We start from the raw sequence: 26416 nt of genomic DNA, 5'->3' as shown, positions 1-26416 counted from the left end.
CCACCGCTATCGCGAGCAGGCTCACTCCTACAGGTTGCGCGGTACATTCAAAACAGATGCAAGCAGATCCACCGCCATCGCGAGCAGGCTCGCTCCCACAAGACCGGCGGAGGTTGAAGCAGTAGAGTTTTGGGCGTAGACCAGACGCAGGACGAGTTAAACGTTGTTAATTTTCATTGGCGCGCCAAAAGCCTCAACACCTGCTTTGCTACGATTGCACCCAATAAACACGGCACCGGCCAGTGGCGCCGGGTACAGGCAGTCGCCGCGAACACCCGACAGTCACCCGAACCCTCGTTGCGTTGATGGAAAAACCTGAGGAATATGCTCGAAAACCGCGTACTAGACGGATGCAAGCAGGAGCAACATTTGACCCTTTCCCCCGAGCAGGCCATCCATTTCGGCCCCTACCGGATCTATCCCGGACAACGCCTGGTGCTGGAGGCCGACCAGCCCCTGCGCCTGGGTCGGCGCGCCATGGACATTCTGTTGATCCTGCTGGAGCACGCCGGAAACGTGGTCAGCAAACAGCAACTGATCGCCGGGATCTGGCCCAACAGCGTAGTCGAAGATATCAACCTGCGCGTGCACATGGCGGCGCTGCGTAAAGCCCTCGGTGACGGCCAGGCCGGCCAGCGCTATATCGTCACCGTTGCCCAGCGCGGCTACAGTTTTGTCGCACCGTTCTCGCTGGAATCGATCGAGCAACCGCTCGCGAGCGAAAGCATCGAGCCGAACACCCATAACCTGCCCATCCGTCGCACGCGCATGATCGGTCGCCAATTACTGGTCGACAGCCTGGTCACCCAACTGTCACGCCAACGCTTCATCACCCTCGTCGGCCCCGGCGGCATCGGCAAGACCACCGTGGCGCTGCGCGTCGCCGAACTGTTGATCGGCCGTTATCGGGACGGCATTCGCCTGCTGGATCTGGCGCCGATCAATGACCCGACGTTGATCACCGCACATCTGGCCACGCTGCTGGATTTGTCTCTGCACGGCGCCGAACCGATGAGCAGCCTTGCAGCGTGCCTGCGCGAGCGGCAGATGCTGCTGGTGATCGATAACTGCGAGCATCTGCTCGACGGCGTCGCGCTGCTCTGCGAAAGTATCCTGCGCGCCGCGCCACACGTGCACATCCTGGCCACCAGCCGCGAGAGCCTGCGGGCCGAAGGTGAGTTCGTCCAGCGTCTCGAATCCCTCGATTGCCCGCCCCCCATCGCGGTGCTGGATCGTGCCCAGGCGCTGACCTTTTCCGCACTGCAATTGTTCGTCGAGCGCGCCATGGCCAGCCATGACAGTTTCGAGTTGAGCGATGACGATCTGCCGCTGTTGATTGAAATCTGCCACCGCCTGGACGGCATCCCGCTGGCCATTGAACTGGCGGCCGCGCAGGTCGGCAATTTTGGTCTGGGCGGTTTGCTCACGCAGCTGCAAGGCAGCTTTCGTCTGCTGACCCAGGGCTGTCCATCGGCGCTAGGCCGACACCAGACCCTGCGCGCCACACTCGACTGGAGTTTCGAACTGCTGAACGCCTGCGAGCAAACCTGCCTGCGCCGACTGAGCGTGTTCAGGGGCGGCTTCACGCTGGAGTCCGCGGCAGCCGTGATCGTCGGCGACCACATCGAGCCCGGCGTGGTGTTCGGCTCGATCACGCAACTGGTGGCCAAGTCGTTGCTGAACGTGGAAGTGGGCGACAAAGAAGTGTTCTACCGCTTGCTCGATACCACCCGCAGCTACGCCCTTGAAAAACTCGACCAGACCGTGGATCTGCCGGACACGCGAAAACGTCACGCCGAGCGTTGCCTGGCCTTGATGCATCAGGCTCAAACTGACTGGGAGCTGATCCCCACTGACCTGTGGATAGAGCGTTACGCCCGCAGCCTGGATGACATTCGTTCGGCCCTCGACTGGGGCTTGAACGCTCAAGGTCCGCAGGCGCTGGCGATCCGCTTGACCGCGACCTCGACGCCACTCTGGCAGGAGCTGTCGCTGCTCAAGGAACATGGCGTCTATGTGCGCAAAGCGCTGGCCTTGCTCGAGACGGCGCCCGAGCCCTGCCCTCACCTGCAAATGACCCTCAAGCTGGCCCTCGGCAATTCCTGCTACCACACCCAGGGCGGCACGGCTGAAACCATCGCCGCGTTCGTCAGCGCCAGAACTTTGGCCAGGCATAACAACGACGTGGCCGGTCAGTTGCGGGCGGTGTCCGGGCACATGGCGGTCAACCTCAGTTGCGGCCATTACCAAATGGCGCTGGAGCAGAGCCAATTGTTCGACCGCCTGGGCGCGCCGGGTGACGCCGTGCTGTCGCTGAGCACGCACCGCTTGCGTGTACTGGCCCTGCACTTTGCCGGCGATCAGGGACTGGCCCGGGTGAACGCCGAACAGGTCATCCAGCGCATGGCCCAGAGCGGGCACCTCAACCGCTTCACCCACGGTTTTGGCGTGCAATACGATCAGAGCGTGGCCGCCCTGACGATTCTGGCGCGCATCCTCTGGCTGCAAGGTCAACCGGAACAAGCCTGGCGCACCGCCCGCCAGGCACTGGACATCGCGATTCAGATCAACCACGGCACCTCCATTTGCTACACCCTGGCGCTGTCCGGCTGCCTGATCGCTCACTACAACGGCGATACCCGTACAGCTCGTGAACTCTTGCGCCTGCTGCTGGAGCAATCACAGAAACACTCGGTGCTGCTGTTCTACACTTGGGCCCGGCACTATGCGCAGGTGATCGACCGCACCGAGGCGCACTTGCCTCTTCAGCCAGGCGTCGGGCTGATCAAGGACATCATGGTCACGCTGGACAGCGGTTTCGTCGATGACGCCCTGATGCAACGGGCCGACTCCGGTACGGCAGGCTGGAGCACGGCGGAAGTTCTGCGGGCCCGGGCTGATGCGCTGCTGGCCGAGGATTGCCCACTGAAAACCGAAGAGGCTGAGGCGGTGTTGATCAGGGCTTTAAATGTGGCAAAACATCAGGGCGCACTGGCCTGGGAACTGCGCAGCGCCACCTCGCTGGCGCAACTGTGGCAGCGCAAGGGTTTGCATCAGCAAGCCCACGAGCTGCTGGCGCCGATCTACAACCGCTTCACGGAAGGTTTTGCCACGCCGGACTTGAGCAAAGTCCGTCGTTTACTCGACGAGCTCCATGGGCAACTGCACGCCTGAGACCCAGCGCGCACGGCTGATGTAATGCGAGTAGCGCCGCTCGAACGTACGCAGGTGGCCGCTGTGCTCGAGCTTCTCCAAGGCATAGGTGCGCGTGGTGTTGAGAAAGCGATATCGGGTAATGCCGTTGACCTGATCCATCGAGAGCAACGACTTGGCCACCAGGCGCTGCACCAGCGCCGCGAGATGATTGGGCTTGAGCACCTCGCAACTGCTCACGCCAATCGCGGCATCGAGGGTGAAGGACATTTTGAATACCGAGAGCCGCTGCAACACGGTTTGTTCCAACCCGCTCAGCCGTTCATAGCTCCAGTCCAGCGCGGCCTTGAGGGTCTGATGCCGGGGCACTGCCGTGCGCCGGCCCTGGGTCAGTAGCTGAAAGCAGTTATCCAGCTGAGCTTGCAAACCGACCAACGCCAGCGCATCGATCTGTGCCGCCGCCAGTTCAATGGCCAGTGGCAAACCATCGAGCCGCCGACAGATTTCACGCACAGCCTTGAGGTCCTGATCGCGCAAGGCAAACCCTTGTTGGCGAGCGCGAGCGCGACTGACAAACAGCTGCACCGCCGAATAGCCCATGACCTCGGCCACGCTGTGCAGTGCCGAAGCGGACGGCACCGCCAGAGATGGCAAGCGCTGGACCGTTTCCCCCGTTGCCAGCAGCGGTTCGCGGCTGGTGACGAGGATCGACAGCCGAGGCGCCGACGCCAGCAAATCCTCGACCAATGTGCGGCAGCATTCCAGCAAGTGTTCGCAGTTATCGAACACCAGCAACGTATGCCGATGCGCCAACACGTCCAGTGTCGTGCCAACCTCCAGTTCAAGGCTCTGAGTCAGATGATCGACCACTCGCGCGGGGTCATCGAGCGCCGCGAAATCAACCAGCCACACGCCGTCTTCATAGTGCTGCAACAGCAGTTCGGCGACGCGCAAAGCCACGGTGGTCTTGCCAATGCCACCGGGACCGACGAGGGTCATGAGACGCCGTACCGGCAACTGCCGGACCAGACTGCCGACAATCGAATCCCGACCGGTCACAGGCGTGAGCCTTGCTGGCAGGTTGTGCTGATGTTTTTGCACCTCGATCGACACCAGCGTGCCCGCAGGCACCCGCTCCACCGGGGCGATAAAGCTGTAGCCGCGCTGGGGAATATTAATGATATAGCGCTGGCCGTTCTGCCCGTCACCGAGGGCCCGACGCAGGGCTGCAATGTGCACGCGCAGGTTGATTTCTTCGACCACCGACGTCGGCCAGACGTGGGCAATCAACTCGTCCTTGCTGACCACATGGCCGGCGTGCTCGACCAGCACCTGAAGGATATCCAGGGCCCGACCGCCCATGCGCAGCGGCCGATCGCCGTCCAAAATCAGCCGTTGCCGCAGGTGGAATGCGTAGGGGCCGAACCGCAGCACCGTATCGCTGTTTAAATCGCTGAGGCTGTTCATGCACGTGTGCGTGCTGAAAACCTGGCCCGGCTCACAGTGCGCAAATATCCATCGCACCCGCCCTCCAGGCTCCCGCACCTCCATTGCAAAGAGTTCACGGCTATCTTGGCAGGCCTCGGTGACGGTACAACTACCACGGTGGGAGCGCCACGGCCATTGCGGTGCGCGCAACGGCCAAGAACGCTCTAGCTGAACTGTTCGCGGTACTGCGTGGGGGTCAGACCAAGCTTTTCAGCGAACAGAAAGCGCATGTGCCGCACGCTGCCGAAGCCACTTTTGAAGGCCACGGTCTTGAGCGGCAAGTCGCTGGTTTCCAGCAGGTTCCTGGCGCAGTCGATGCGTGCGCTTTGCAGAAATTCCATGGGCGTCATGTTTACGTCCCGGGCAAACATCCGGGCGAAGTGCCGCGTGCTCATGTTCGCCAGGCTGGCCATGCGTTCAATGCTGAAAGCTTCATCGAGGTGTTCCAGCACATGGTTTTGCACGCGGGTGATCGGCGTCTCATGCGGTGCGACGGTGGCCATCAACGGGCTGAACTGCGCTTGCCCGCCCTGGCGCTTCATCACCACCAGCAACACCTTGGCCACGTCCTGGGCGACTTTCTTGCCGTGGTCTTCGGCGACCACCGACAGGGCCAGGTCGATGCCGGCGGTGACGCCGCCGGAGGTGATGAGGTTGCGGTCCTGAACGAAAATCTGGTCGGTCTCGACTGTCGCCTTGGGGAAGCCTTTGATCAGCCGCTCGGTGTAATGCCAGTGGGTGGTGACGCGATAGCCGTCCAGCAGCCCGGCATGCCCCAGTACAAACGCGCCGGTGCAGATCGAGCCGTAGCGCTCGGCGCGACCGACAGCGTCTTTGAGCCAACACAGCAGCGGCGGATGTTTTTCGTTGTAGGCCCCCGGACCGCCCGGCACCAGCAACAAGTCATACGGATGATCGGCCTGATCGATGTGCAGGTCGGTCTGCACGCTGACGCCATTTGACGCGCGCAGCGCGCCATGCTCGGTGCCGATGGTCGACAGCTCGTAACGGTCATCCGCTGCGAGGTATCGATTGGCGATGGAAAACACTTCCATGGGCCCGGCCATGTCGAGCAGCAGAAAGTCCGGAAACAACACCATAGCCACGGTTTTCATGGGTTCAAAATCACTTAAGTCAAAAGAAATTCCATCCGCCAAACACCTAATCCCTGTAGGAGCGAGGCTTGCCCGCGAAGGCGTCATCACATTCAACATTGATACTGACTGACACGCCGCCTTCGCGGGCAAGCCTCGCTCCTACAGGGGCTTTGTGTCCGGCATCGAGTAGTGCTGTGCATTATGGCCAATGTGCGGCGCCGGCGTCGGAGAAGAATACGTTATGGCACGCCTGCCACTGTCAACCTGAGAGAGACAGTATTTCAATTTCCATCTACTTATTGCATCCACCAGTAACCATTAACCTTCTCCTCACTCGGACGAATCAACGTCCCCACAGGAGATTTCATCATGCTGACCCTTCGCAAAGCCTCCGATCGCGGCGCCGCCAATCACGGTTGGCTGAAGTCGTTCCACACCTTCTCCTTCGCCAACTACCGCAACCCGAAAGAGCAGGGATTTTCAGACCTGCTGGTGATCAACGATGACCGCGTGGCGGCCGGTAAAGGTTTCGGTCAGCACCCGCACCGCGACATGGAAATTTTCTCGTACGTGCTCGAAGGTGCGCTGGAACACAAGGACACCCTGGGCACCGGTTCGGTGATCCGCCCCGGTGACGTGCAATTGATGAGCGCCGGCAGCGGCGTGGCGCACAGCGAATACAACCATTCGGCCACGCGGCCGGTGCACTTCCTGCAAATCTGGATCGTGCCGGACGTCAGCGGCGCCAAACCGCGTTATCAGCAAGAGCACTTCAGCACCCAGAAAAAACGCGGGCGCCTGCAACTGATCATCTCCCCCGACGGGGCCAAGGGTTCGCTGAAGGTGCGTCAGGACGCACGGGTGTATGCCGCGCTGATCGACGGCAAGGAAAGCGCCACGCTGGAACTGGCCGCCAACCGCTACGCCTATGTGCACGTGGCCCGCGGCAGCGTCGAACTCAACGGCGTGCATTTGCAGGAAGGTGATGGTGTGCGGGTGCGTGATGAGCAGGCGCTGGCGTTGAGCAACGGTGTGGATGCCGAAGTGCTGGTGTTCGACCTGCGCCCGCAGGAACTGCCGGAAATGCCATAAGACGGCGAGCACAAAGCTTGAAGCGAGGGGCATTACTGTGGGAGCGAGTTTGCTCCGGGCGGCGATCCGACGATAGCGGCCTGACATTCAACATCTTTGTTGAAAGTTAATCAGCAATCGTCGGATCGCCGCCCGGAGCAAGCTCGCTCCCACAGGAGTACGCGGGCCAGTAAGTCATCGCCCGGCACTCAGCCGGGCTCTTCATACGATTGTCGAATTTATCCCCACCTCCCCCACGCTTCTGTTAAAACCCGAACTTTCCTTTTCATCCTCAGGCCCTCTGCATGTTTTCAAACCTGATGAGCCGCATCAGCCGACGCTGGCTGCCCTGGCTGTGCATGGCCGCGCTGGTCGTCGGCTTGCCCGTGGGTTGTGGCGTACTCAAATACAAAGAGCGCGAGCTGCTGTTCCGCATAGAGCCGGGGACCGCCGGCTGGTATCGCGGTTTGCCGCAGGACGTTCAGGAATTCGATATCAAGCCTGCCAGCTTCAAGGCCGGGCAAAACCTGCATGCCTGGTGGTGGCCGGCAGCGCGTCGCGATGCGCCGTCGATCCTGTATTTGCACGGCGTGCGCTGGAACCTGACCGGCCATGCGTTCCGCATCGAGCAATTGCGGGCGATGGGTTATTCGGTGCTGGCGATCGACTACCGCGGCTTCGGCCAGAGCAAGGGTGATCTGCCATCGGAAGCCAGCGTTTACGAAGATGCCCGCGTCGCCTGGGAACGCTTCAAGGCGATGCAACCGGACGCCAACAAACGCCTGATCTACGGCCATTCCCTGGGCGGCGCGGTGGCCATCGACCTCGCGGCAGACCTGGCGGCGCAAGCGAAAAAGGACCACAGCGCGATACCGGTACGCGGTCTGGTAATCGAGTCCACCTTCACGTCGCTGGGCGATGCGGTGGCGCAAGTGGCCGACAGCAACCTGCCGGTGAAATGGCTGCCGGTGCGCTGGCTGCTGTCGCAGAAATTCGATTCCATCGACAAGATCGTCGACATCGACATGCCGTTATTGGTGGTCCATGGCCTGGCCGATCCGTTCATGCCCTCGCGGTTCAGCCAGCAGTTGTTCAATGCTGCCAGCGAACCCAAGCGCCTGTTGCTGGTGCCCGGCGGTACGCACAACAACAGCATGAGCCTGGGCGGCAGCCAATACCGCCAGGCACTCGAAGGCCTGATGAAATCAAAACCACCACAGATCGCCGGGCCTAGCGATACCCCCGGGCTTGCAGGTTGAACAACTGCGCATAGCGCCCGCCCGCTGCCACCAGACTGTCGTGATCGCCGCGCTCAAGGATCGCCCCCTGATCCAGCACGATGATGTGGTCCGCATTGCGCACGCTGGAAAACCGGTGGGAAATCAGCAACGTCATACGGCCTTCAGTGTGCTCGCTGAAATGCTCGAACACCGCCGCTTCCGCGGCCGGGTCGAGTGCCGAGGTCGGCTCGTCCAGAATCAGGATATCGGCGTTGCGGCGCATGTAAGCGCGGGACAAGGCGATCTTCTGCCACTGCCCGCCCGATAACTCCTGGCCACCGGCAAACCAGCGTCCCAACTGCGTGGCGTAACCACGATCAAGCCCCTCGATGAACAGCGCGGCCATGCCTTCGGCGGCCGCTTCTTTCCAGCGCTGCTCATCGTTGAACGCCAGCGTATCGCCGACGCCGATGTTCTCGCCGACGGAAAACTGGTAGCGAATGTAATCCTGAAAAATCACCCCGATGCGCCGGCGCAGCGCGTCTTCTTCCCACGTCTGCAAATCGCTGCCGTCGAGCAGGATGCGGCCGTGATCGGGGCGATACAAACGGGTCAGCAACTTGATCAGCGTGGTCTTGCCCGAACCGTTCTCCCCCACCAGCGCCAGGCTGCGCCCTGGCACCAGGTGCAAGTCGATGCCCTCCAGAGCGGCCCGACTCGCCCCCGGATAACGAAAACCAACGTTCTCGAATCGCAAACCATCACCGGGCACCGCCCCGACTGTGAGATGCCCAGCATCGGCCACCACCGGTTCGGCCAGGTATTCGTAAAGGCTCGACAGATACAGACCATCCTCGTAGAGACCGCTGATGGCGCTCAAACTGCTGCTTACCGCCGTCTGCCCCTGCTTGAACAGCACCAGGTACATGGTCATCTGTCCGAGGCTGATCTGGCCGTGAACGGTATCGACCACCACCCACGCATAAGCCAGGTAAAACGCGGCGGTGCCCAGCAAGCCCAGGACAAATCCCCAACCATCCCGGCGCAAGGTCAGCCGTCGGTCCTCGGCATACAGACGGGCAAACGTCTCGCGGTAACGCTGCAATAGCAACGGCGCGAAGCCGAACAGCTTGACCTCTTTGATATAACCCTCATGGGAGAGCAGTGTCTCGATATAGCTCTGTTGCCGACTCTCCGGCGCCCGGCGCGTGAACAGCCTGAACGCATCCCCGGAAAAATGCGCTTCGGCGAAAAACACCGGCAACGCGCCCACCACCAGCAATACCAGCGCCCACGGCGAAAAATGCACCAACAGCACGCCGAAGCTGATCAACACGATCAGGTTCTGGATCAGCCCCAACGACTTCATCACCAGCGCCAACGGCCGCGTCGACGCTTCGCGCCGCACCCGCACCAACTTGTCGTAGAACTCCGAGTTCTCGAACTGCACCAGCGACAACGTCTGGGCCTTCTCCAGAATCATCGTGTTGACCTTCTGCCCCAACTGCACCCGCAACAACGACTGCTGAACCGACAGCGCCCGCTGCGTCCCGGACAGCAGCGCCAGCACGCCGGCCTCGAACAACACGTAACGCACCACCGGCCACAACGGCGCACTGCCCTGCTGCGCGTGTAATTGCATGGCGAAGACCACTGCATCGACGATGCGTTGGCCCAGCCAGGCGGCCAGGGCCGGGAGGACACCGGCGATCAGGGTGGCCAGGACCAGGCCGAGGAAGAGACCGCGAGAGGTGCCCCAGACCAGGAGCAAGGCGCGTCGGGCTTGGTCGAGTAGTGAGGTGATGCGGGAAAGGGCCGCAGGCATGGATTGATGGACTCGGCAGAGGAAGTCGCTGAACACAACAAAGACGTCATGGTACTTCAGCCAGAAATTCCACAGGCGAGAACCACCTGTGGCGAGGGGATTCATCCCCGTTGGGCTGCGCAGCAGCCCCAAATGGTACCGCTGCACAGCTCAAAGCGTTACCGACTTACCTGGGCAAATCAATCTTATCCAACACCCGGTTCGCCGTGATCTCCGCCATCATGATGCTGTTGGAAATACCCAGCAGGGCATAACGCGACTCACCCTCCAGATGATCCACCATCTCGTCGACCACCCACGTCATCCCTCGCTCATCACAAGCATCACCGAAAGCGTCAATTTGTTCCTGAGCAAACTCATCGCTGGAGGAACCTTGTTCAGCGGCAAATGCTGCTAAGACCTCGCACGAGGTCCGACAAAACAAGGGGTTTTCGGGGGCTCCGGCATCCACCAATTACCAAAAATATAACTATTACTGAGTGCCTCAGCGACCGCTGATCAAAAAGTCGCTTTACCTGTTATTTCTGACAGTAGACGGGTCGATTAATGAAGTGGCTTGATGTAACCGCACGGCAATGGCCAGCGGGAAACCAATGACCATGTACGTGAACAGTCCACTTATTAATCAAATATAAGGATATATCTCATGAAAGCAGATACCCAATCCAGCACCCCATCCTTCGCAGATGCGAGACCCCTTGGCGCGGGGGATGAATCCTTCATTCACGATCTTCATGCATTGCTAGAACGGCATGGTAATACCCAGCGTTTTGGAATTTTCTTGCTGCATAATCATTTCGCAATAAAGGGGGATGAAATTATGCTGGAAAGCAACGATCCTGCCGCCCGCACTCTTCATATGGAAGTCGTCAAGCGTACGGACTTGCCAGAAGGTAAGTTCACCAGTTGGCGCATGGGCGGCACCCAGCCTTCAGATAAAGAAGGGGGGCTCAATGAGGTAGAGGCACTTACCTTCTGTGGACGTCCTTGCTATTAGGCACCTTGAGTTGTGGAGCGGCCCCTTGTAACTGAGGACACGGAGACACGCCGTAAGCGGCCAGACATTCCGACTTACAACTATGTTAGTCATTCAGATAACGCCTCAATGCAACCCAGCGTTTGAGACTGTATCCAAGGCCTTGGTGATGGCTATTTCCGTTCCACCACATGAGGCCTTTTTTCTGCCGCTGCCCCACTCAGACGCGGTGTCGTGGCGCTGGCGGCTGGATCGAATGCGAACGTTGCGCATAGCTTTAACGACAGGGCGACCCCATCCGCCGTTGACCGATACGGCATCACCTACCAAAACCTCAATTCAAAAAGCACCACATCACCGCGCACGCCCTGCAAGATTTAAGCGGGCGGCAGGTGCGTCCGCGCCGCAACACGCCCGGAAAAATGTCGGACGCTTCCTCAGATTTCGGAAGGCCTTCACGCGTTTAACGATGCGCGTTTAAAGACACTCGGTGTTACGTCCCGAAGGCTACAAATCCTTGCGCCGTTACCTACGGTTAAGACAGAATCCGCCGGCTTGTGCGCCTTGCCCCTGGCCTCTATTGTTTCCCTGCCACTGCTCATCAGTGGTCGGGTTTAGTAGCCCAGTATCTAGCAAGGTGCATTAGCACCTATCAATCAGGTATTCATTTGCCTGCACTTGATGGTGGCTGTGCGCAGGGCGCTTTCGGGCGCGCCGGATTGCTAGGTCCCCGGTCTACTAACCTGCGAACAGCCGCCACCCTTATGTTTAGTAGCAAGAGGGTTGCGGCCTCATTAAAGGACTTAGCTTATGTTCAAAGTTACACCCAATCCGCCGGAAACCGATCCGGCATCCCCGTACGAAACTGTCGACTCAAAAAAACTCAATGAGGCCGCCGAGCGCGCCCTCGATTTCTATCTCAATCCGGCAGCGCTCATGAACAACACTCCACGCAAACCGAGCACTATTTTTATGATCGCGCCAGACATCGACCATGAAACCTTGCTGGTTCAAACGTGTGAGAACTTGGCATCGGCCAGTGTCATGGCCGGCGATGTGGCGGCATTGGTTGAAGGCCCCCATCGGCATACCCTGTTGGCGCTTCAGCAGGTCATCATGCTGGGGGAACTGGCGGCGAACCGAATGCTGGACAACTTCGTTCCACCTAAGTAGTCACTCTTCCCTTAGCGAGGACTTGTTCCTCGCTAAGGGAAGGCGAAGCCATGATGTCCGCTGCCTGACTCGACATCTCAACTTTCGAAAGCCTCTCCCACTCCCTTTTGAAAACGCGCCCGATACCGCCCCGGACTCTCCCCCGTCCACTTCTTGAACGCCCGATGAAACGCACTCGGCTCCTGAAAACCCAGCTGCTCGGCAATGTCGCTGATACTCGCCCGGCTCTCGCGCAACTGCTCAAACGCCACCCCGCGCCGCACTTCGTCCTTGATCTCCTGATACGAACAGCCTTCCCGCTCGAGTTTGCGGCGGAAGGTGCTGGGGCTCAGGTGCTGCTCGAGGGCAAACGCCTGCAAGGTCGGCCATTGGCTGTAATGGCTGTTGCGCAGGCGCTGATGGACTTGTGATGCGAGGCCATGCTGGTTACGGAAACGGATCACCAGCCATTGCGGCGCGGTGCGCAGGAATACTTTCAGTGAGGCCAGGTCCTGGACCACCGGGAGGCGCAGGTAGTGGCTGGCGAATTCGATTTCGGTGCGTTCGGCGCCGAAGGTCAGGTTGGGGCCCCAGAGCAATCGGTCATCGCTGAGGGGAACGCGCTCATGGCGAAAATCTGCGCGGTCAATGGGGATGCGCCGCCCGCCCAGCCAGCACAACAGGCTGATCATCAACACCAGAAACGTCTCTTCACCGAAACGGCTGGCGTCTTCGTTTTGCGCGTGGGTGTCGAGGCTGATGATGGCGCGTTTACCGCGCACGGTCAGCGTGCCGCGAAAGTCGCGCAGGAACAGCGCGAAGTTGGCCAGGCACTGGCGCATGGCTTTGTGCAGGTCGGGTTCCTGGATCAAGGCGCGGCAGATCAGCGCGAAGCTGCCGGGTGGCATGCCGTGGGAGTCGAGGCGGAAAAATTCGTCGTCCAGCGTGCGGATCTGAATCAGCCACAGCGCGGCAAACGCGCTCGCCGGCACTCGTGCGGTCGGCTGCTCGATCAACGCCGGGTCGATGCCCGCCTCTTCAAGCGCAGCCCGCGAGCGCTGCGGATTGTCGCCTTGCCCATGGATCATCGCCTGCACGAAGTAGGCCGCCACCGAGTCCTTTTCCCGCATTTGAACGCTTCTCTCCCCATCGCCCGAATGGCAAAAAACACCAGCACCGTTGAACAGTTGCGGCATAGGACAACCGCCCTGCCGGTTCTAGACTCGCGGCCAATAGTACGCCTTCGGCCGTTGCGGCGGCCAAGGTATCGCAAGGTTGATTGGAAGGACGGGGACATGAATCTGCAAAACATTGGCGTGATCGGCGCAGGCACTATGGGCAACGGCATTGCACAAGTCTGTGCGCTGGCCGGCTTCAACGTGACCTTGATCGACATCTCCGAGAGTGCCCTGCAAAAGGCGCTGGCCACCGTCGGCAGGAACCTCGACCGGCAGATTGCCAAGGAAACCCTGACCGAAGCGCAAAAGCTCGACGCCCTCGCCAGGATCCGCACCAGCACCGAGTACAGCAGCCTGCAGAACGTGCAACTGGTGATCGAAGCCGCCACCGAAAACCTCGACCTGAAACTGCGCGTGCTGCAACAGATCGCTGCACAGGTCAGCGCCGAGTGTGTGATCGCCTCCAACACCTCGTCGCTGTCGATTACACAACTCGCCGCCAGCGTCAGCCAGCCTGAGCGTTTCATCGGCCTGCACTTCTTCAACCCGGTGCCGGTGATGGGCCTGATCGAAGTGATCCGCGGCCTACAAACCAGCGATGCAACCCACGCCCTGGCGCTGGACATGGCCACCACCCTCGGCAAAACCGCGATCACCGCCGGCAACCGCCCGGGCTTCGTGGTCAACCGCATTCTGGTGCCGATGATCAACGAGGCGATTCTGGTGTTCCAGGAAGGCCTGGCCAGCGCCGAAGACATCGACGCCGGCATGCGGCTGGGCTGCAACCAGCCGATCGGCCCGTTGGCGTTGGCGGACCTGATTGGTCTGGACACCGTGCTGGCGATTCTCGAAGCGTTCTACGACGGCTTCAACGACAGCAAATACCGCCCCGCTCCGCTGCTCAAGGAAATGGTCGCCGCCGGCTACCTGGGACGCAAGACAGGACGTGGCTTCCATGCCTATGCCTGAGCGTTGCTCGCGCTTCGCCGAGTACCGGGACAAAGTGCTGGAGTTGTTCGCCAGCAAAGGGTTCGGGCAGGTCGGCATGCGTGAGCTGGCAACCTGCCTGGGGCGGTCCCCAGGCTCGTTGTATCACCATTACCCGAGCAAGCAGCACTTGCTGCTCGACCTGATCGAGGAGTTCTACGAAGAACTGCTGTCGACCCTCGGGCGCATCGATCAAAAGGCTTCGACGAAACGCGACAAACTGCCCAACCTGATCCGCGCACACCTGAATCTGCACCGGGAAATGCCGTGGCATTTTCGCCTGGCGGAGCGCGACAGCGGCTGCCTGAACGAAGAGCAACAAGCGCGTGTTCGCCAGCTGCGCGAGCAATACGAACGCACGTTGCTGAAGATGCTCGGCGCCCCGTCCCGTCTCGGCGAACAGGGTTTGATGGCTGCCGGACACGCCATCGCCAACTTGCTCAACAGCGCGCCCGGCTGGCTGGCGCAGCATCCGCTGGAGGAAACGCAGCGCGATGAGTTACTGGAAAACCTGGTGACCGGCGCTGTCGAACGTTTGCTGCGCCCATCAGCTGCCGCCCGTGCGGTGGCCTGAGGACCGCATTACTTCAGTGGCAACGCTGACCACTCCGGTTAGGCCTTCGCCACATCACTGCCGGACTTCTCCATATGCGTGCCTATGGCCGTGGATGGTCGACCGCGAAAAATTGTGACCTGAAGTGAACGTACATTGCCATACGACCTAACCTCCTACATTCTCCCTCTAAGCCAGAAAGCCGCGAGCGAGTTCCATTCCCTGTTTCGATAGCTTGATGACTTGCCATGGAAATCCGCCCCTCAACTGCAGGCAGAAGCCAACGCATCAGGGGATTTACTTAAAAATAAAGGTCGCTGATCAAAAGTCAGGCGACAAGGGAAACGTAGAAAAGGATGTCGATCTCAAATCTGGAAGTATTGGACATTCCGCTGGGACTTTTCCTACAGGGGGACCCCGTCGATGATCCGGATATCAAGGGTCAGCACCCGCTGTTCTACGGGACAATCACGGGACTGAAGGGATACAAACGCGACCTCCATGCCTATGTAAAATTCCTTCCAGCGGAGCGCTTGTTCGCAGAAACGATGAGCGCCACAATCGGTCGGTATTTTGGCCTCCCGATTCCCCTCACCGCGCTTGTCATCGCAAGAGGCGAGTCACTCGGGCGAGGACCAGGCAAGTGCATTGCCCTCGCCAGCATCGACACAAATGCCATTCCTGTCAGTCGTGCTATCAAATTCGACAAAGTCTCGCACCTCCTGAACAAATGGTCTCATCTTCACGCAGCAATCGTATTTGACGAGCTAGTCGCCAACACGGATAGAAATCTGCGGAATTTGCTCGTCGGTGCCGACGGTGCAATCTGGCTGATTGACCATGAAGAAGCCTTAGCGTCACCCGTGTCCGAAGCCGGAAAAAACATCCAGAATCGCTTGCTGCAAATGGTGATCGGTGAGGTCACCGTTTTCGAGCGTCACCTGTCTGCCAAAAAGCTCAAGAACAGCTCTGCCCCCATATACGACGCAGATTTCCGAAAATATGCGGCAGCTAGCCAGCCGGAGTATTGCCAGGTATCTGTTGAGCACGTTGACCGGGTGGTGGAATTCCTTGAGTCCCGAGTCCATCATATGAGCGTGCTAATGGATAGCGCGCTTGGTGTTAAACAAAACAGTTTGGCGATCTAACAAGATGCTTCCAGATCTTTCTGACTTCCCAAGTTTTCCAAAGTATGAGGCCGATTGGGCTCCCATTTACCTTGAGCCCATCGTCCAATCGGGAGAACGCCTGACAATCGCGGTTGTTGCGAAATCGAGCACCGGCGTCGACGGTTGCCTGGCAATTAGTGAAAAAGCATTAAAGTGCCTGTATGGAGCGTCTGCGACAGGAATGCGGCAAATGATGGAGATGGCTCTTAACAGAGCCCTTGAGTTCGCGGAGAACGGCTTTGAGGGTAAGTTTTCAGCAGGTATCCACGGGGTTTCCGTTGGGAAAATCCGAAAAGGTCTAGGTGTGAACATGAAGCATATTCTTCAGCAGGCGTGCAGCCTCACATCAAGCCTCTCCTCAGTTCATTCCGACGCGATTGAAGAAGAAGATGCCGAAGACGATCCGATCGTTTACGAACAGAATCTGGGTCAGCTTCGCTCCGACATACAAGAGCGTGTCCTTGGAATATTGCCGAGGCTACGGGACCGATTCAACCTTCCACTCCACACCCAAGCGATGCAGGGATCCCGCGGGAGTTTATTTTTTTCCGGGAATAAAATGGTCGCTAGCCTGGCAAAAATAAAACCCTCCAAGCAGATTAGCCGCCATGTAGATGGCGCAAAGAGTCGCTTGTGGGATCTCCACTTTGTGAAACACAAAATCGCCGATGCGCCTCAAGACAAATGCACCCTTTTCATCTGGACGCCAAAGTCACTTGATCGATTCGATCGAGCGCTAATTACCGAATATGAGCAAAGTCTCGAAGATCTTCAGCGCCAAAGCTTGGAGGACGGAATTGAGCCCCGTGTGTTTTTTGGAGCCGAGGAAGCGGCCAAAGCAATCATCGACTATGAGTGTGCTGCTTAATCAATTATTGAAACACCACAAATAGGCAAACCATCAGCTTAGCTACCCCTCCGGGTATGTTATTGCCACATGCGCAATAGCTTGTCCCGTTGGGCAGACGAAGTATGCATGCGGCTACCGAGAGCATGTAGTGCTGCTGGAGCTACTTAGACTTCGGCGTCGTCCTGCATCAATGAAGCAATAAGCACCACCCCTCCCATAGAAAAACCGTCTAAACAAATCCTGCACAACCCCGCATCTAACGCTTTGCTACTTGGAGTCAATTCAAAGGCAAATGAGGGCCTCCAGTCCCTCGGTTACCGGGAGCAAACATGAAAATCAATCCCTACCTCATCTTCAACGGCGACTGCAAAGCCGCCTTCACCTTCTATGCGCAAGCCCTGCAAGGCCAGATCGAAATGATGATGACCTTCGGCGAAAGCCCGGCGCGGGAGCACTTTCCCGCGGATTACCACAACCTGATCATCCACACCCGTCTGGCGGTGGGTGATCAGGCGATCATGGGGTCGGACACCACACCTGATCGCCCCACTGATGACATGAGCGGGTGTTCGGTCTCGCTGAATGTCGACAGCATTGCCGAAGCCGAGCGCGTCTTTGGCGCCTTGTCGGAAGACGGCAGCGTGCAAATGCCACTGGAAGCGACGTTCTGGGCGGCGCGCTTCGGGATGCTGGTGGACCGGTTCGGTGTGTCGTGGATGGTGAACTGCGAAAAGGATCAGTGACTGTTCGGGCATGAAGAAGCCCGACCTGAAAGGGCTGGGCTTTCTGGAAACTCCCGGGCCGTCTGCTACCGTCAACAGGCCACCCCGCATAGCAGCGGCCCCTTCGGAGGAAACCCACCATGCCTGCTCATGACGCGCTCTGGTCCACCCGTTTGAAACTGTCGCTGCTGGCGGCAGGGCTCGCCGCCGCCCTGCTGGCGCTCAATGGTTGCGCCACCGTCGATGCGCGGACCACCGCTTATGTGGGCGTCGAGCATCCCGCGCCGACAATGGCCAGCGAAGTCGTGGTGTTGCGCACCGAACCGCTTCGTCCGCACATTCGATTGGGTGAAGTGCTGATCGATGCGAGTGTCGACCCCGCGCCGCCCATCACCGAGGTAGAAGCAAAACTGCGGGATGAGTCGGCCAAGCTCGGGGGCGATGCCGTGGTGGTGGTCTACGACCATATCCAGCCGATGGGCGCCTATGTCAACGGGCCGCTGTGGGCTCGCGATGTGAGAACCATCGAGGGGCGCAAACTCAAAGGGATCGTGATCAAGTATCGGTAGATCAAGAGATCGCAGCCTCGTTTCACTCGACAGCTGCTACAGGGAACACGCATTTCCATGTAGCAGCTGTCGAGTGAAACGAGGCTGCGATCCTTGCGCCGCGCCTATCCCTTTACGCACACCACCTGACGCAAGGTGTGCAGCACTTCCACCAGCTCGCGCTGGGCGTGCATGACGTGGTCGATGTTTTTGTAGGCCATCGGTATCTCATCGATCACCGACGCATCCTTGCGGCACTCGACGTGGGCGGTGGCGCGGATCTGGTCTTCGACGGTGAACAGGCTTTTCGCTTTGGTGCGGCTCATAATGCGGCCGGCGCCGTGGCTGCAAGAGCAGAACGATTGTTCGTTGCCGAGCCCGCGGACGATGAAACTCTTCGCGCCCATCGATCCCGGAATGATCCCCAACTCGCCCTTCTGCGCCGACACTGCGCCCTTGCGGGTGACCAGAATATCCTGACCAAAATGCCGCTCTTTCTGCACGTAGTTGTGGTGGCAGTTCACAGCCTCCAGGGCGACTTCAAACGGTTTGCTGATCACTTTGCGTGTCGCCTGAATCACCGATTGCATCATCAATGTACGGTTCTGTTTGGCGAAATCCTGGGCCCAACCAACGGCCTCGACGTAATCATCAAAATGCCGGCTGCCTTCCTCGAAGTAGGCCAGGTCACGGTCCGGCAGATTGGCGATGTGTTGGCGCATGTCGGCCTGAGCCAGTTGAATGAACAGATTGCCGATGGCGTTGCCGACCCCGCGTGAACCGCTGTGCAGCATGAACCAGACCCGGTTGGTTTCATCGAGGCACACCTCGATGAAATGGTTACCGCTGCCCAACGTGCCCAAGTGCCCGCGATTGTTGGTGCTGGCGAGTTTCGGGTATTTGTCGGTGATCGCCTTGAACCGTGGGTTCAAGGCAGCCCAGGCAAGATCGGCCTGTTTCGGAACGCTGTCCCAGGCACCTTTGTCCCGGACGCCACGACCGACCGTGCGGCCATGGGGCACCGATTTCTCTATCGCGCAGCGCAAACCATGCAGGTTGTCCGGCAAATCAGCGGCGGTCAGCGACGTACGCGCGGCGATCATGCCGCAGCCGATATCCACGCCGACAGCGGCCGGAATGATCGCGCCCACGGTAGGAATCACACTGCCAATGGTCGAGCCCTTGCCCAGGTGCACGTCGGGCATCACCGCCAGGTGTTTGAAGATAAACGGCATCTTCGCGGTGTTGATCAATTGCTGCCTGGCTTCGTTTTCTACCGGGACGCCTTCGGTCCAGAGTTTGATCGGTTTGCCGTTGGCGACTTCCAGTAGTTGGTAGCTCTGCTTTTGCATGATGTCCGGTTTTTTCTCAACTGCCTGCACCGCCATGTGCTTCCTCAAAGAAGTAATCTTTCCAGCTGTCAGCCTTGTTTTTCAGCACGCCAAGCGACTGCAGTTGCTCGGCGTAGATAAAGGTGCGCTGTGGCACCACGGTAAAGTCGATCTCGGGGTCTGCGACAATTTTCTCTACCAATGGCAAGGATAGTTTCGATTGCTCCACCCGGATATAGGTCTGGGCGGCCGCCGGCTTGTCGGCCTTGATGATTTTCTCGGCCTCGGCCAGCGCCGCGTAAAACGCTTTGTAGGTTTTCGGGTTTTCGTCGTGGAATTTCTCGGTGGTGTACAGCACGTTAAACGTGGCCTGGCCACCCAAAACGTCGTAGGAACTCAGCACCTTGTGCACGTTGGGACTTTGCAGTTCCTGGTACTGGAACGGCGGGCTGGAAAAGTGTGAGTTGATTTCAGAACCGCCAGCAATCAACGCCGACGTCGCATCCGGATGCGCGAGGCTGATCGAGATGTCGTCAAACTTTTTGAAGTTCTCAGCGCCGAACTGCTTGGCCGTTTCGATCTGCAACGTGCGCGACTGGAAACCTACCCCCGCCGCCGGTACGGCGATGCGATCCTTTTCAGAGAAGTCCTTGAGGCTCTTCACATTCGGATTGTTAGTCAGCAGGTAGTTGGGCATAGAACCCAGCGACGCGATGGCCTTGACGTTTTGCTTGCCCTTGGTCCGGTCCCAGATCGTCAGCATCGGCGGCACCCCGGCCGACACCACATCCAGCGCACCGGCCAGCAGCGCCTCGTTCATCGCCGTGGCACCGGAGATGCTGTTCCAGTCGACCTTGATGTCGAGGCCCTGCTCCTTGCCATGTTTCTCGATGAGCTGCTGATCGCGCACCACATCCAGAATCAGGTAACCGATGCCAAATTGCTGGGCAATGCTGATTTTGCCTTCGGCCTGAACACCGCCGCTGAGTAACGCACTCATCGCCGCCACGGAGGCTGCCAACAGGGTCAACGGGGAGCGCTTGAAAGGAGTCGCCATGAAAACCTCAATGTGATTGGAAGGACAATCGCAGACAAAAAAATAGCGGCTGAGGCCGCTAATGCCAGTAAGTCAAAACGCAGAACCTGTGGGAGCGTGGCTTGCCCGCGAAGAACGATGACGCGCAATACCTGAAAAACCGCGGTGCATTCTTCGCGGGCAAGCCACGCTCCCACAGGATTTTCGTCGCTCGTGACTTACCGGCATTAGCCGAGGCTGCAGATGTTGAATTTCGAACGGGCTCTTCAGAGCTTGGCGATGGAGACCTCGGTGGATTTGACGAAGGCAATCACCTCGCTGCCCACTTTCAATTCAAGGTCGCGCACCGAGCGAGTGGTAATCACCGAAGTGACAATGCCGGATGCGGTTTGCACGTCGATTTCGGACACCACTTCGCCCGTCACTATTTCCTTGATGACGCCTTTGAACTGGTTGCGGACGTTGATCGCTTTGATGGTCATGTTGAGGCTTCCTGTCTGGTGTCGGACACATCCGCATGGATGCGCAGGCCTTCAAAGTGCACCACCCGAACCAACAACAAAAGGAATATATAATTATCTATTTATATCTTAATAGAATATCAAAGTGCGCTTGCATGCTGTGCCATCGGCTACAGGAACCGGGTCAATCCTTTTCTCGCCATAAGATCCAAAAAGAATTAATAAATAAAAAATCAGTATTTATCGTTATATGAATATCCGCGTACTCTCACTTCATCCCGTCATTCATCACCACAGTGAAGTGCCCTATGAATCCGACTGAAAACCTCATCGACTTCGCCAGCTACCGCAAACGCAAACAGGCTCAGCAACGGGCACGGGCCATGTGGGAAATGTATGCACGCAACGCCGGTCTTCAGGCCTTTCAGTGGGTGCAGGCATACCAGGCGACCGAGACACGTCAGGCGTGAACGCGAACGAACCCTCGCGCTTTCTGGCGAGCGCCGACGAACCCGTGCTGGATTTGAACAACCTGGAACAACTCGAAGAAGACCCGATCTGCGAACGGGTCGCGCAGAACCTGCAACGTCTGCGAGGCAAGCGTCATCTGTCCCTCGATGCCCTGGCCCGACAATGTGGTGTGAGCCGGGCCATGCTCGCTCAGATCGAATCCGGACGCAGCGTGCCCTCGATCAAGGTGCTGTGCAAAATCGCCAAGGGCCTGAAGGTGTCGGTGGCGGCGTTTCTTGAACATCGGGCCTTCGAAGGCGTGGCGGTGCTGTCGGCCAGCCAGAGCAAACGCCTGGTCAGTGCCAGCGGCGCGTTCGTCAGCCGCGCGCTGTTCCCGTTCGACGTGGCACGCCAATCAGAGTTTTACGAATTGCGCCTGAGCCCCCTGGGTGAGGACGTCTCCGAGGGTCATGGTCCCGGCGTTCAGGAAAACCTGGTGGTGTCTCAAGGCGTTCTGGAAATTAGCGTCAATGACGAGCGTTACCTGCTGTCCACCGGCGACTCGATTCTGTTTTACGCCGACCAGCCCCACCGCTATCGCAACCCTGCCGACAGTGAAGCGGTGGCATATCTGGTGGTCACGTACCCGGAACGCCTGGACTGAACAACAGCCCCCTGTAGGAGTGAGCCTGCTCGCGATAGCGGTGTGTCAATCGGCATCGTTGTTACCTGACACACCGCTATCGCGAGCAGGCTCACTCCTACAGGGGCTGCGGTGTCTACGGAAATGAAAAAGCCCCCGAGGCCACAGGGCCGCGGGGGCTTTTTTTGTGCTGTCCGGGATCAGCAGGTGCAGCACATCAGCGGCATGCCATTGCAGCTCATCATCATCGGCATGCTGCAGTCGTTCATCATTTTCATCATCAGGGTGCAGCAGTTTTTCATCATGTCCATGTTCATGCCGGCCATCGGCATGATTTTGCACATCATGCAGTCGGCCATCAGAGTGCATTCCATCACGCACTTCATCGATGGCATCGGCATGCCCATCATCGGCATTGGCATCATGGTGCTCATCATCGGCATGGCCATGCTCGCCTGGGACATGCACATCATGCTCATGTTGCCGCAATGCATCATCATCGGCATGCCGCAGTTCATCATCATCTGCATCATTTCAGCGCTGTTCTTGAACATGGCCATGTCCATGCCAGCGGCCGGCATCATTTTGCACATCATGCCGTCGTCCATCATTTCGCAGCTCATGGTCGCCATCATCATCGGCATGCCCATCATCGGCATCATCGGCATGTTGGCGTTCATCGGCATTTGCATCTGCATGGCGTTCATCATGGTGTGGCTCCCTGAAGGATGGATAGTTGGACAAAGCTGATGGAGCGGATTCTAAGCAATGGCCCACGCACAACAAGATGACGATCAAACAGCTGGAATGAATGCTGGAGCAGCGTTAACGGGATCAACAGGACACTAGCGTCCGTCACAACGAACGTGCGGCTTTTACGACAGATGTCAGATGAGTCACAACGTATTTTCCAAGGTTATGGATATGCGAGCCAAGCCTATATAAATAACCGAAGGAAATAATCGTTCTAAACAGCGTCATGTATTTCAATAAGGGATCAATAACTCCACCCACAACTCATCCGGGGCATAACTCAGCCTGGCCGGGTTGTTCGGGTCTGTCGGTGAATCATCGAAGGCTTTGATTTCGCTTGCGGGTTGACCATCCCCTGAAACAACCCGCTGTCGGGTACGTTGTTGCAGGGCACTCAGCAGCTCCGGATAGGGCATTTTCCAGTCTTTGCCTTTCGCAACATCGGCATCCACCGGGATCATCGCCACCAGCCGGGGATCGAGCATTTTCTCCAACCCTGCCGCACGAGCGGTGGCGTTGTGACTGCAGTGGTGACCGACTTTGTAGAGCGTGACCCGCGCGAGGATGTCGTCGCGGGTCAGCGGCGCGGGCTTTCCTGCCACCCCCTCTTTGGGATAGGTCTGGTCGCCCCAGGACATCCAGTTGCCCACCTGGGCATCACCGGGAAAGAGCAGGATCTGTCCGTCGGGCAGTTCGAAAGCCAGGACCAGGCTCGTGTTGTTGGTATCCGAGTCCATCTTCAAGGCCAGCGTCTCCGCCCCGTCCAGCCATTCGTCTTCAATGCAGCGCCATTGGTTTTCGCTGCTGAAATAGCGCTGCTCGACACTGGCCGAATCGTCATCCTCCCCGCTATGGGTCTCGGAATCGCTTTGCGCCTTTGCGTATGTACGCTGATAAGGAGGGGCAAACGGGATATCGGCACCGGTTGGAAGCACACCTTTGAGCAGGAGTGTCCGCGCCTCCAATGCCATGGCTTCGTCGAGGCTGGTCATGTAGACCTCTTTACCCGCCCCTGCGCTCGGCAAATCCTTGCGCAATCGATCTTCGGATCTCGGCGGCCCCATGACGTAAGCCTTGAGCGTTTCGATGGCGGTCGGTCGCACCACATCTCCGGGCTCCAGGTACCGGATTGCATTCGATCCGGCCTTGGCTTTGAGCTTTTCGATGGTCGTGCGCTTGTCCTTGTTGGCAGCAGCGGCAAGCGGCTCGATAAATGCCGACAGGCCATGCACCGTCTTGATTCGCGAATCCTCGTGCAATGCGGTACCTCGCCCACTCAGGCCGACAACACCGGCCAACGCCATTTTTGCCTTTTTGAAGCGAGCATGCAGCGCTACGGCCTGGGCATCATTGAGGTTCTCGGTCCAGGCCAGCCAGAGTTCACCGATGCGAAAATCATCACCCAAAAAACGCGCTTGCTCATAGAGGAAACCGCTCGTGTGGTCATGATGCTCGTGGGTCACCACCACCAGGTCCAGCAAGCCGCCCGTGGTCTTGTGAATGTCGTCGACGATGCGCGCCATCTTCAGCTTGCCGTCCTTCGCCCCTTGAAGCACGCCACAGTCGATCAATACATGACGAGTGACTCCGGCCTCCAGGTAGCGAAGCAGAAAACAGTCACCGAGAATTCCTCGGTACATTCGAATCGCTACCTTTCCCTGCAAATCAGCCTGGGTCATGGCGTCACACTCCACGGTGGGTCATGGCAAAGGGGTTGTCATCCGGGCTCGGCTGTCGATAGGTCAGGGCGAGACCGTCATTGTCGGTTTGCAGGAAACGTCGCTGGGCGTCCAGACGCTCATCGTCATTGATGCGCTTGCGGATCACGTAGCGCAGGCTGCCATCACGCAGGTCAATGATCAGTGTCGCGCCGCCTCGAAACGTGAAGTCATAAGGGCTGTGACCTTCATCGCGGGTGGGTTGCAAATCTTCTTTACGTTGTTGCTCGACATCGAAGTAGCCGCGACGGCGTTGAGTAATCTCGACGACCAGTTGCCGAAGATCCTGCCCGTCCGGTCCTGCCCTGCGACACGTTCGGACCGAGTGCACTTCCACGGCCGGTTGAACGCCATCCCCTCCGATGAACAATGACCCTTGCATCCTTGCTGCATCCGGATGGGCCGCGAAGTAAATCCCTAATGCCTTCTCCCATTCAGCGTCGTGATCTGACTCTTCCATCAGCCAGCTCCACACAACTTGTCGATTGTGCTCTGACTGGAGATACGCATTGCCCCGCAAGTATTGTGGCGTGAGATCAAGCGATCCCCCCGGCCACTTCCGATTCGGTTTCGCGGGTGCTTTGAAGTCGAGCAGGTCATCGGCCGTCAGTTGAAGTTCGTCTGTCTGATAACCCTTGAGTGATTCCCAAAGCAGGCTGTCCGGCGCCAGCGACAAACACTTGTCCGGAAAAATGCCGCGTCGGCGAAAGGCCTGGATCACTGCCAGGCGATAGTGCATGCGGTCATCTGGCACAAGGTCGTTATCGGCCGTGACGATCGCCCGCAGAAATTCACCAAAGTGCACATCCACCGGCGGCAAATAGTCCAGGGCACGAATGCACATGCGCAGTACATGATCGGCAGACTTAACGGCTTCGCGGGTCAGGCGTGCGATCAGTTCTGTCGACAGGTTTGCCGTCGACGTCTTGTCATGCCCTGCCAGCCGAAAAAGATCGGTCGTGCGTTGCTCGTAAATGGTGATGAATGCGTCGAAAACAGCGGCGACCAGGATCGCGCCCCGCTCATGCGGTTCGCTCAACCGCGAAAGGCGTGTCGGGTCCGGCAAGCCGTCCCGGCCTTTCTCGTCGATGGCTTCGCGCAATGCCGCATAACGTCCCGAAGCCTCACCGAACTGGCGAGCCAAACCACTCAACCAGGAACGCTCACTCAAGTTGCCACGGCGTGCCTCCAGCTGACTCGACACAACTTCCGGCAGGGTGAAATGCATCAACAGCGCAACGATATCGGCAAAGGCTTCATGAAACGCCAAACTATCGACGCTGGTCGACTCGACGTAACGACGGTGCAGGCCGTCCAGAATGGCATGGGTTGTTTCATGCGCAACAATGTCGTGGGACAGCGCCGTGAATATCCAGCCGCCCGGTAAGTTCACCCCGGCGTCACTCAGCGAAGCTTTGAAATAACCGAACAACAGCGCCTTTTTCGCCGGACTGTAATAGGCATTGGCCTCGCGCAACGCGTGGGGATAGATACGTAATCGTCGTACATAGACATGAGTCGGTTTGTTGCGCTCATCGTCGATAACCCTGGGTGACCAGAACACCTTGCGGCCCAGTGCGCGCTCAAACAATTTGATGGTTTTCATCGCGACGGCGAAGACCATCTGCTGATGGAAACGCGGATCACCCTCAGAAGGCGCGATGCCATCCTGGGCCAGCAAATACGGGTTATTCAAATCGACCGGTTTGTAGAACTGGCCGCTGGTGGGATCAACATCGATGACTTCCAGATACTCGTTTACAGGTCCCGGCAACAGATCGGTTTCCCAACGCTGCTCCCAAGGCAATTCGATGGTGGCGTGGTTGATCCCGACCGTTTCCATTTGAGTCGAGGCTTGCGGGTCGAATGCATAGACCCTCAGCTTGCGCATTGGCGGTGGCGGGTAGTCGGACTTATCCACTGCGGATCTCCTTGTCTGACGAACTAGCGATAGAGCGGCCGCCCCAGTGGCATAAGGTCTAGTCGGCGGGAGGCACCGGGTCAAGTTGATGGCTTTTTTGTCCGCGACAACCAT

The 26416-nt window shown here is 58.6% G+C and carries 24 protein-coding genes; 13 read left to right on the top strand and 11 right to left on the bottom strand.

Annotation, left to right across the window (positions count from 1 at the left end; translation table 11 throughout):
• Positions 1 to 369: 369 nt before the first annotated feature.
• The gene (locus tag ACYZTY_RS09455; protein ID WP_461958221.1) at positions 370 to 3174 is read left to right on the top strand and encodes an ATP-binding protein; all 2805 of its coding nucleotides are present in this window, start codon (positions 370 to 372) and stop codon (positions 3172 to 3174) included.
• On the opposite strand, the gene ACYZTY_RS09450 is transcribed toward ACYZTY_RS09455, so the two are convergent.
• Together ACYZTY_RS09450 and ACYZTY_RS09445 are read right to left on the bottom strand one after the other, a co-directional pair.
• Positions 3139 to 4620, bottom strand: a complete 1482-nt coding sequence (locus ACYZTY_RS09450) for an ATP-binding protein (protein ID WP_461958220.1) — start codon at positions 4618 to 4620, stop codon at positions 3139 to 3141. The genes ACYZTY_RS09455 and ACYZTY_RS09450 overlap by 36 nt on opposite strands.
• A gap of 185 nt (positions 4621 to 4805) precedes the next feature.
• Positions 4806 to 5756, bottom strand: a complete 951-nt coding sequence (locus ACYZTY_RS09445) for a GlxA family transcriptional regulator (RefSeq protein ID WP_461958219.1) — start codon at positions 5754 to 5756, stop codon at positions 4806 to 4808.
• 351 nt (positions 5757 to 6107) lie between these two features.
• On the opposite strand from ACYZTY_RS09445, the gene ACYZTY_RS09440 reads away from it, so the two are divergent.
• Both ACYZTY_RS09440 and ACYZTY_RS09435 read left to right on the top strand, forming a co-directional pair.
• The gene (locus ACYZTY_RS09440; RefSeq protein WP_461958218.1) at positions 6108 to 6830 is read left to right on the top strand and encodes a pirin family protein; all 723 of its coding nucleotides are present in this window, start codon (positions 6108 to 6110) and stop codon (positions 6828 to 6830) included.
• A gap of 284 nt (positions 6831 to 7114) precedes the next feature.
• On the top strand, positions 7115 to 8068 hold the full coding sequence (locus tag ACYZTY_RS09435; RefSeq protein WP_461958217.1) for an alpha/beta hydrolase: 954 nt from the start codon (positions 7115 to 7117) through the stop codon (positions 8066 to 8068).
• On the opposite strand, the gene ACYZTY_RS09430 is transcribed toward ACYZTY_RS09435, so the two are convergent.
• Both ACYZTY_RS09430 and ACYZTY_RS09425 read right to left on the bottom strand, forming a co-directional pair.
• Positions 8040 to 9854: an ABC transporter ATP-binding protein gene (locus ACYZTY_RS09430; RefSeq protein ID WP_461958216.1), complete on the bottom strand. Its 1815-nt coding sequence runs from the start codon at positions 9852 to 9854 to the stop codon at positions 8040 to 8042. The two genes, ACYZTY_RS09435 and ACYZTY_RS09430, sit on opposite strands and share 29 nt — an antisense overlap.
• Before the next feature lie 166 nt (positions 9855 to 10020).
• Positions 10021 to 10305, bottom strand: a complete 285-nt coding sequence (locus ACYZTY_RS09425) for a DUF6124 family protein (RefSeq protein ID WP_461958215.1) — start codon at positions 10303 to 10305, stop codon at positions 10021 to 10023.
• Between the two features lie 195 nt (positions 10306 to 10500).
• Between ACYZTY_RS09425 and ACYZTY_RS09420 the strand changes: the two genes are divergently transcribed.
• Together ACYZTY_RS09420 and ACYZTY_RS09415 are read left to right on the top strand one after the other, a co-directional pair.
• Positions 10501 to 10851 carry a hypothetical protein gene (locus ACYZTY_RS09420; RefSeq protein WP_461958214.1) on the top strand — a complete coding sequence of 117 codons (351 nt, stop codon included), beginning with the start codon at positions 10501 to 10503 and terminating at the stop codon, positions 10849 to 10851.
• A gap of 789 nt (positions 10852 to 11640) precedes the next feature.
• Positions 11641 to 12003, top strand: a complete 363-nt coding sequence (locus tag ACYZTY_RS09415) for a DUF6124 family protein (RefSeq protein WP_461958213.1) — start codon at positions 11641 to 11643, stop codon at positions 12001 to 12003.
• A 77-nt stretch (positions 12004 to 12080) separates the two neighbouring features.
• On the opposite strand, the gene ACYZTY_RS09410 is transcribed toward ACYZTY_RS09415, so the two are convergent.
• Complete coding sequence (locus ACYZTY_RS09410; protein WP_461958212.1) at positions 12081 to 13112, bottom strand: AraC family transcriptional regulator; 1032 nt, start codon at positions 13110 to 13112, stop codon at positions 12081 to 12083.
• A 165-nt stretch (positions 13113 to 13277) separates the two neighbouring features.
• On the opposite strand from ACYZTY_RS09410, the gene ACYZTY_RS09405 reads away from it, so the two are divergent.
• The 6 genes from ACYZTY_RS09405 (at position 13278) to ACYZTY_RS09380 (ending at position 18010) form a co-directional block, all read left to right on the top strand.
• Positions 13278 to 14129, top strand: a complete 852-nt coding sequence (locus ACYZTY_RS09405) for a 3-hydroxybutyryl-CoA dehydrogenase (protein ID WP_461958211.1) — start codon at positions 13278 to 13280, stop codon at positions 14127 to 14129.
• Complete coding sequence (locus ACYZTY_RS09400; protein ID WP_461958210.1) at positions 14116 to 14721, top strand: TetR/AcrR family transcriptional regulator; 606 nt, start codon at positions 14116 to 14118, stop codon at positions 14719 to 14721. The genes ACYZTY_RS09405 and ACYZTY_RS09400 overlap by 14 nt, the downstream gene beginning before the upstream one ends.
• 335 nt (positions 14722 to 15056) lie before the next feature.
• A complete protein-coding gene (locus ACYZTY_RS09395; RefSeq protein WP_461958209.1) occupies positions 15057 to 15848 on the top strand; it encodes a HipA family kinase in 792 nt (263 codons plus the stop codon).
• Positions 15849 to 15852: 4 nt separating this feature from the next.
• Positions 15853 to 16737, top strand: coding sequence for a hypothetical protein (locus tag ACYZTY_RS09390; protein ID WP_461958208.1), 885 nt, complete (start codon positions 15853 to 15855; stop codon positions 16735 to 16737).
• Between the two features lie 311 nt (positions 16738 to 17048).
• Positions 17049 to 17462: a VOC family protein gene (locus tag ACYZTY_RS09385; protein ID WP_461958207.1), complete on the top strand. Its 414-nt coding sequence runs from the start codon at positions 17049 to 17051 to the stop codon at positions 17460 to 17462.
• Positions 17463 to 17581: 119 nt separating this feature from the next.
• Positions 17582 to 18010, top strand: a complete 429-nt coding sequence (locus ACYZTY_RS09380) for a hypothetical protein (RefSeq protein WP_461958206.1) — start codon at positions 17582 to 17584, stop codon at positions 18008 to 18010.
• Between the two features lie 104 nt (positions 18011 to 18114).
• Here ACYZTY_RS09380 and ACYZTY_RS09375 read toward each other — a convergent pair whose 3' ends face one another.
• From ACYZTY_RS09375 to ACYZTY_RS09365, 3 genes are all read right to left on the bottom strand, one after another.
• A complete protein-coding gene (locus tag ACYZTY_RS09375; protein ID WP_461959288.1) occupies positions 18115 to 19341 on the bottom strand; it encodes an RtcB family protein in 1227 nt (408 codons plus the stop codon).
• A gap of 16 nt (positions 19342 to 19357) precedes the next feature.
• Positions 19358 to 20377, bottom strand: a complete 1020-nt coding sequence (locus tag ACYZTY_RS09370; RefSeq protein WP_461958205.1) for an ABC transporter substrate-binding protein — start codon at positions 20375 to 20377, stop codon at positions 19358 to 19360.
• Positions 20378 to 20622: 245 nt separating this feature from the next.
• Positions 20623 to 20838, bottom strand: a complete 216-nt coding sequence (locus ACYZTY_RS09365; RefSeq protein WP_008145745.1) for a TOBE domain-containing protein — start codon at positions 20836 to 20838, stop codon at positions 20623 to 20625.
• A 287-nt stretch (positions 20839 to 21125) separates the two neighbouring features.
• Here ACYZTY_RS09365 and ACYZTY_RS09360 point away from each other — a divergent pair, with 287 nt between their 5' ends.
• Together ACYZTY_RS09360 and ACYZTY_RS09355 are read left to right on the top strand one after the other, a co-directional pair.
• Positions 21126 to 21287, top strand: a complete 162-nt coding sequence (locus tag ACYZTY_RS09360) for a hypothetical protein (RefSeq protein WP_461958204.1) — start codon at positions 21126 to 21128, stop codon at positions 21285 to 21287.
• 53 nt (positions 21288 to 21340) lie between these two features.
• Positions 21341 to 21931 (top strand): helix-turn-helix domain-containing protein, encoded by a 591-nt coding sequence (locus ACYZTY_RS09355; RefSeq protein WP_461959287.1) that lies wholly within the window; start codon positions 21341 to 21343, stop codon positions 21929 to 21931.
• A gap of 179 nt (positions 21932 to 22110) precedes the next feature.
• On the opposite strand, the gene ACYZTY_RS09350 is transcribed toward ACYZTY_RS09355, so the two are convergent.
• From ACYZTY_RS09350 to ACYZTY_RS09340, 3 genes are all read right to left on the bottom strand, one after another.
• Positions 22111 to 22620, bottom strand: coding sequence for a hypothetical protein (locus ACYZTY_RS09350; protein ID WP_461958203.1), 510 nt, complete (start codon positions 22618 to 22620; stop codon positions 22111 to 22113).
• Between the two features lie 276 nt (positions 22621 to 22896).
• Positions 22897 to 24303, bottom strand: a complete 1407-nt coding sequence (locus tag ACYZTY_RS09345; protein WP_461958202.1) for a ComEC/Rec2 family competence protein — start codon at positions 24301 to 24303, stop codon at positions 22897 to 22899.
• A gap of 43 nt (positions 24304 to 24346) precedes the next feature.
• Positions 24347 to 26302 (bottom strand): hypothetical protein, encoded by a 1956-nt coding sequence (locus ACYZTY_RS09340; protein ID WP_461958201.1) that lies wholly within the window; start codon positions 26300 to 26302, stop codon positions 24347 to 24349.
• Between the last annotated feature and the right edge of the window lie 114 nt (positions 26303 to 26416).

The sequence above is a fragment of the Pseudomonas sp. LB1P83 genome (genome assembly GCF_054897885.1).
Note: the sequence above shows the minus strand (reverse complement) of the source record. Positions and strands in the feature narration are given on the sequence as shown.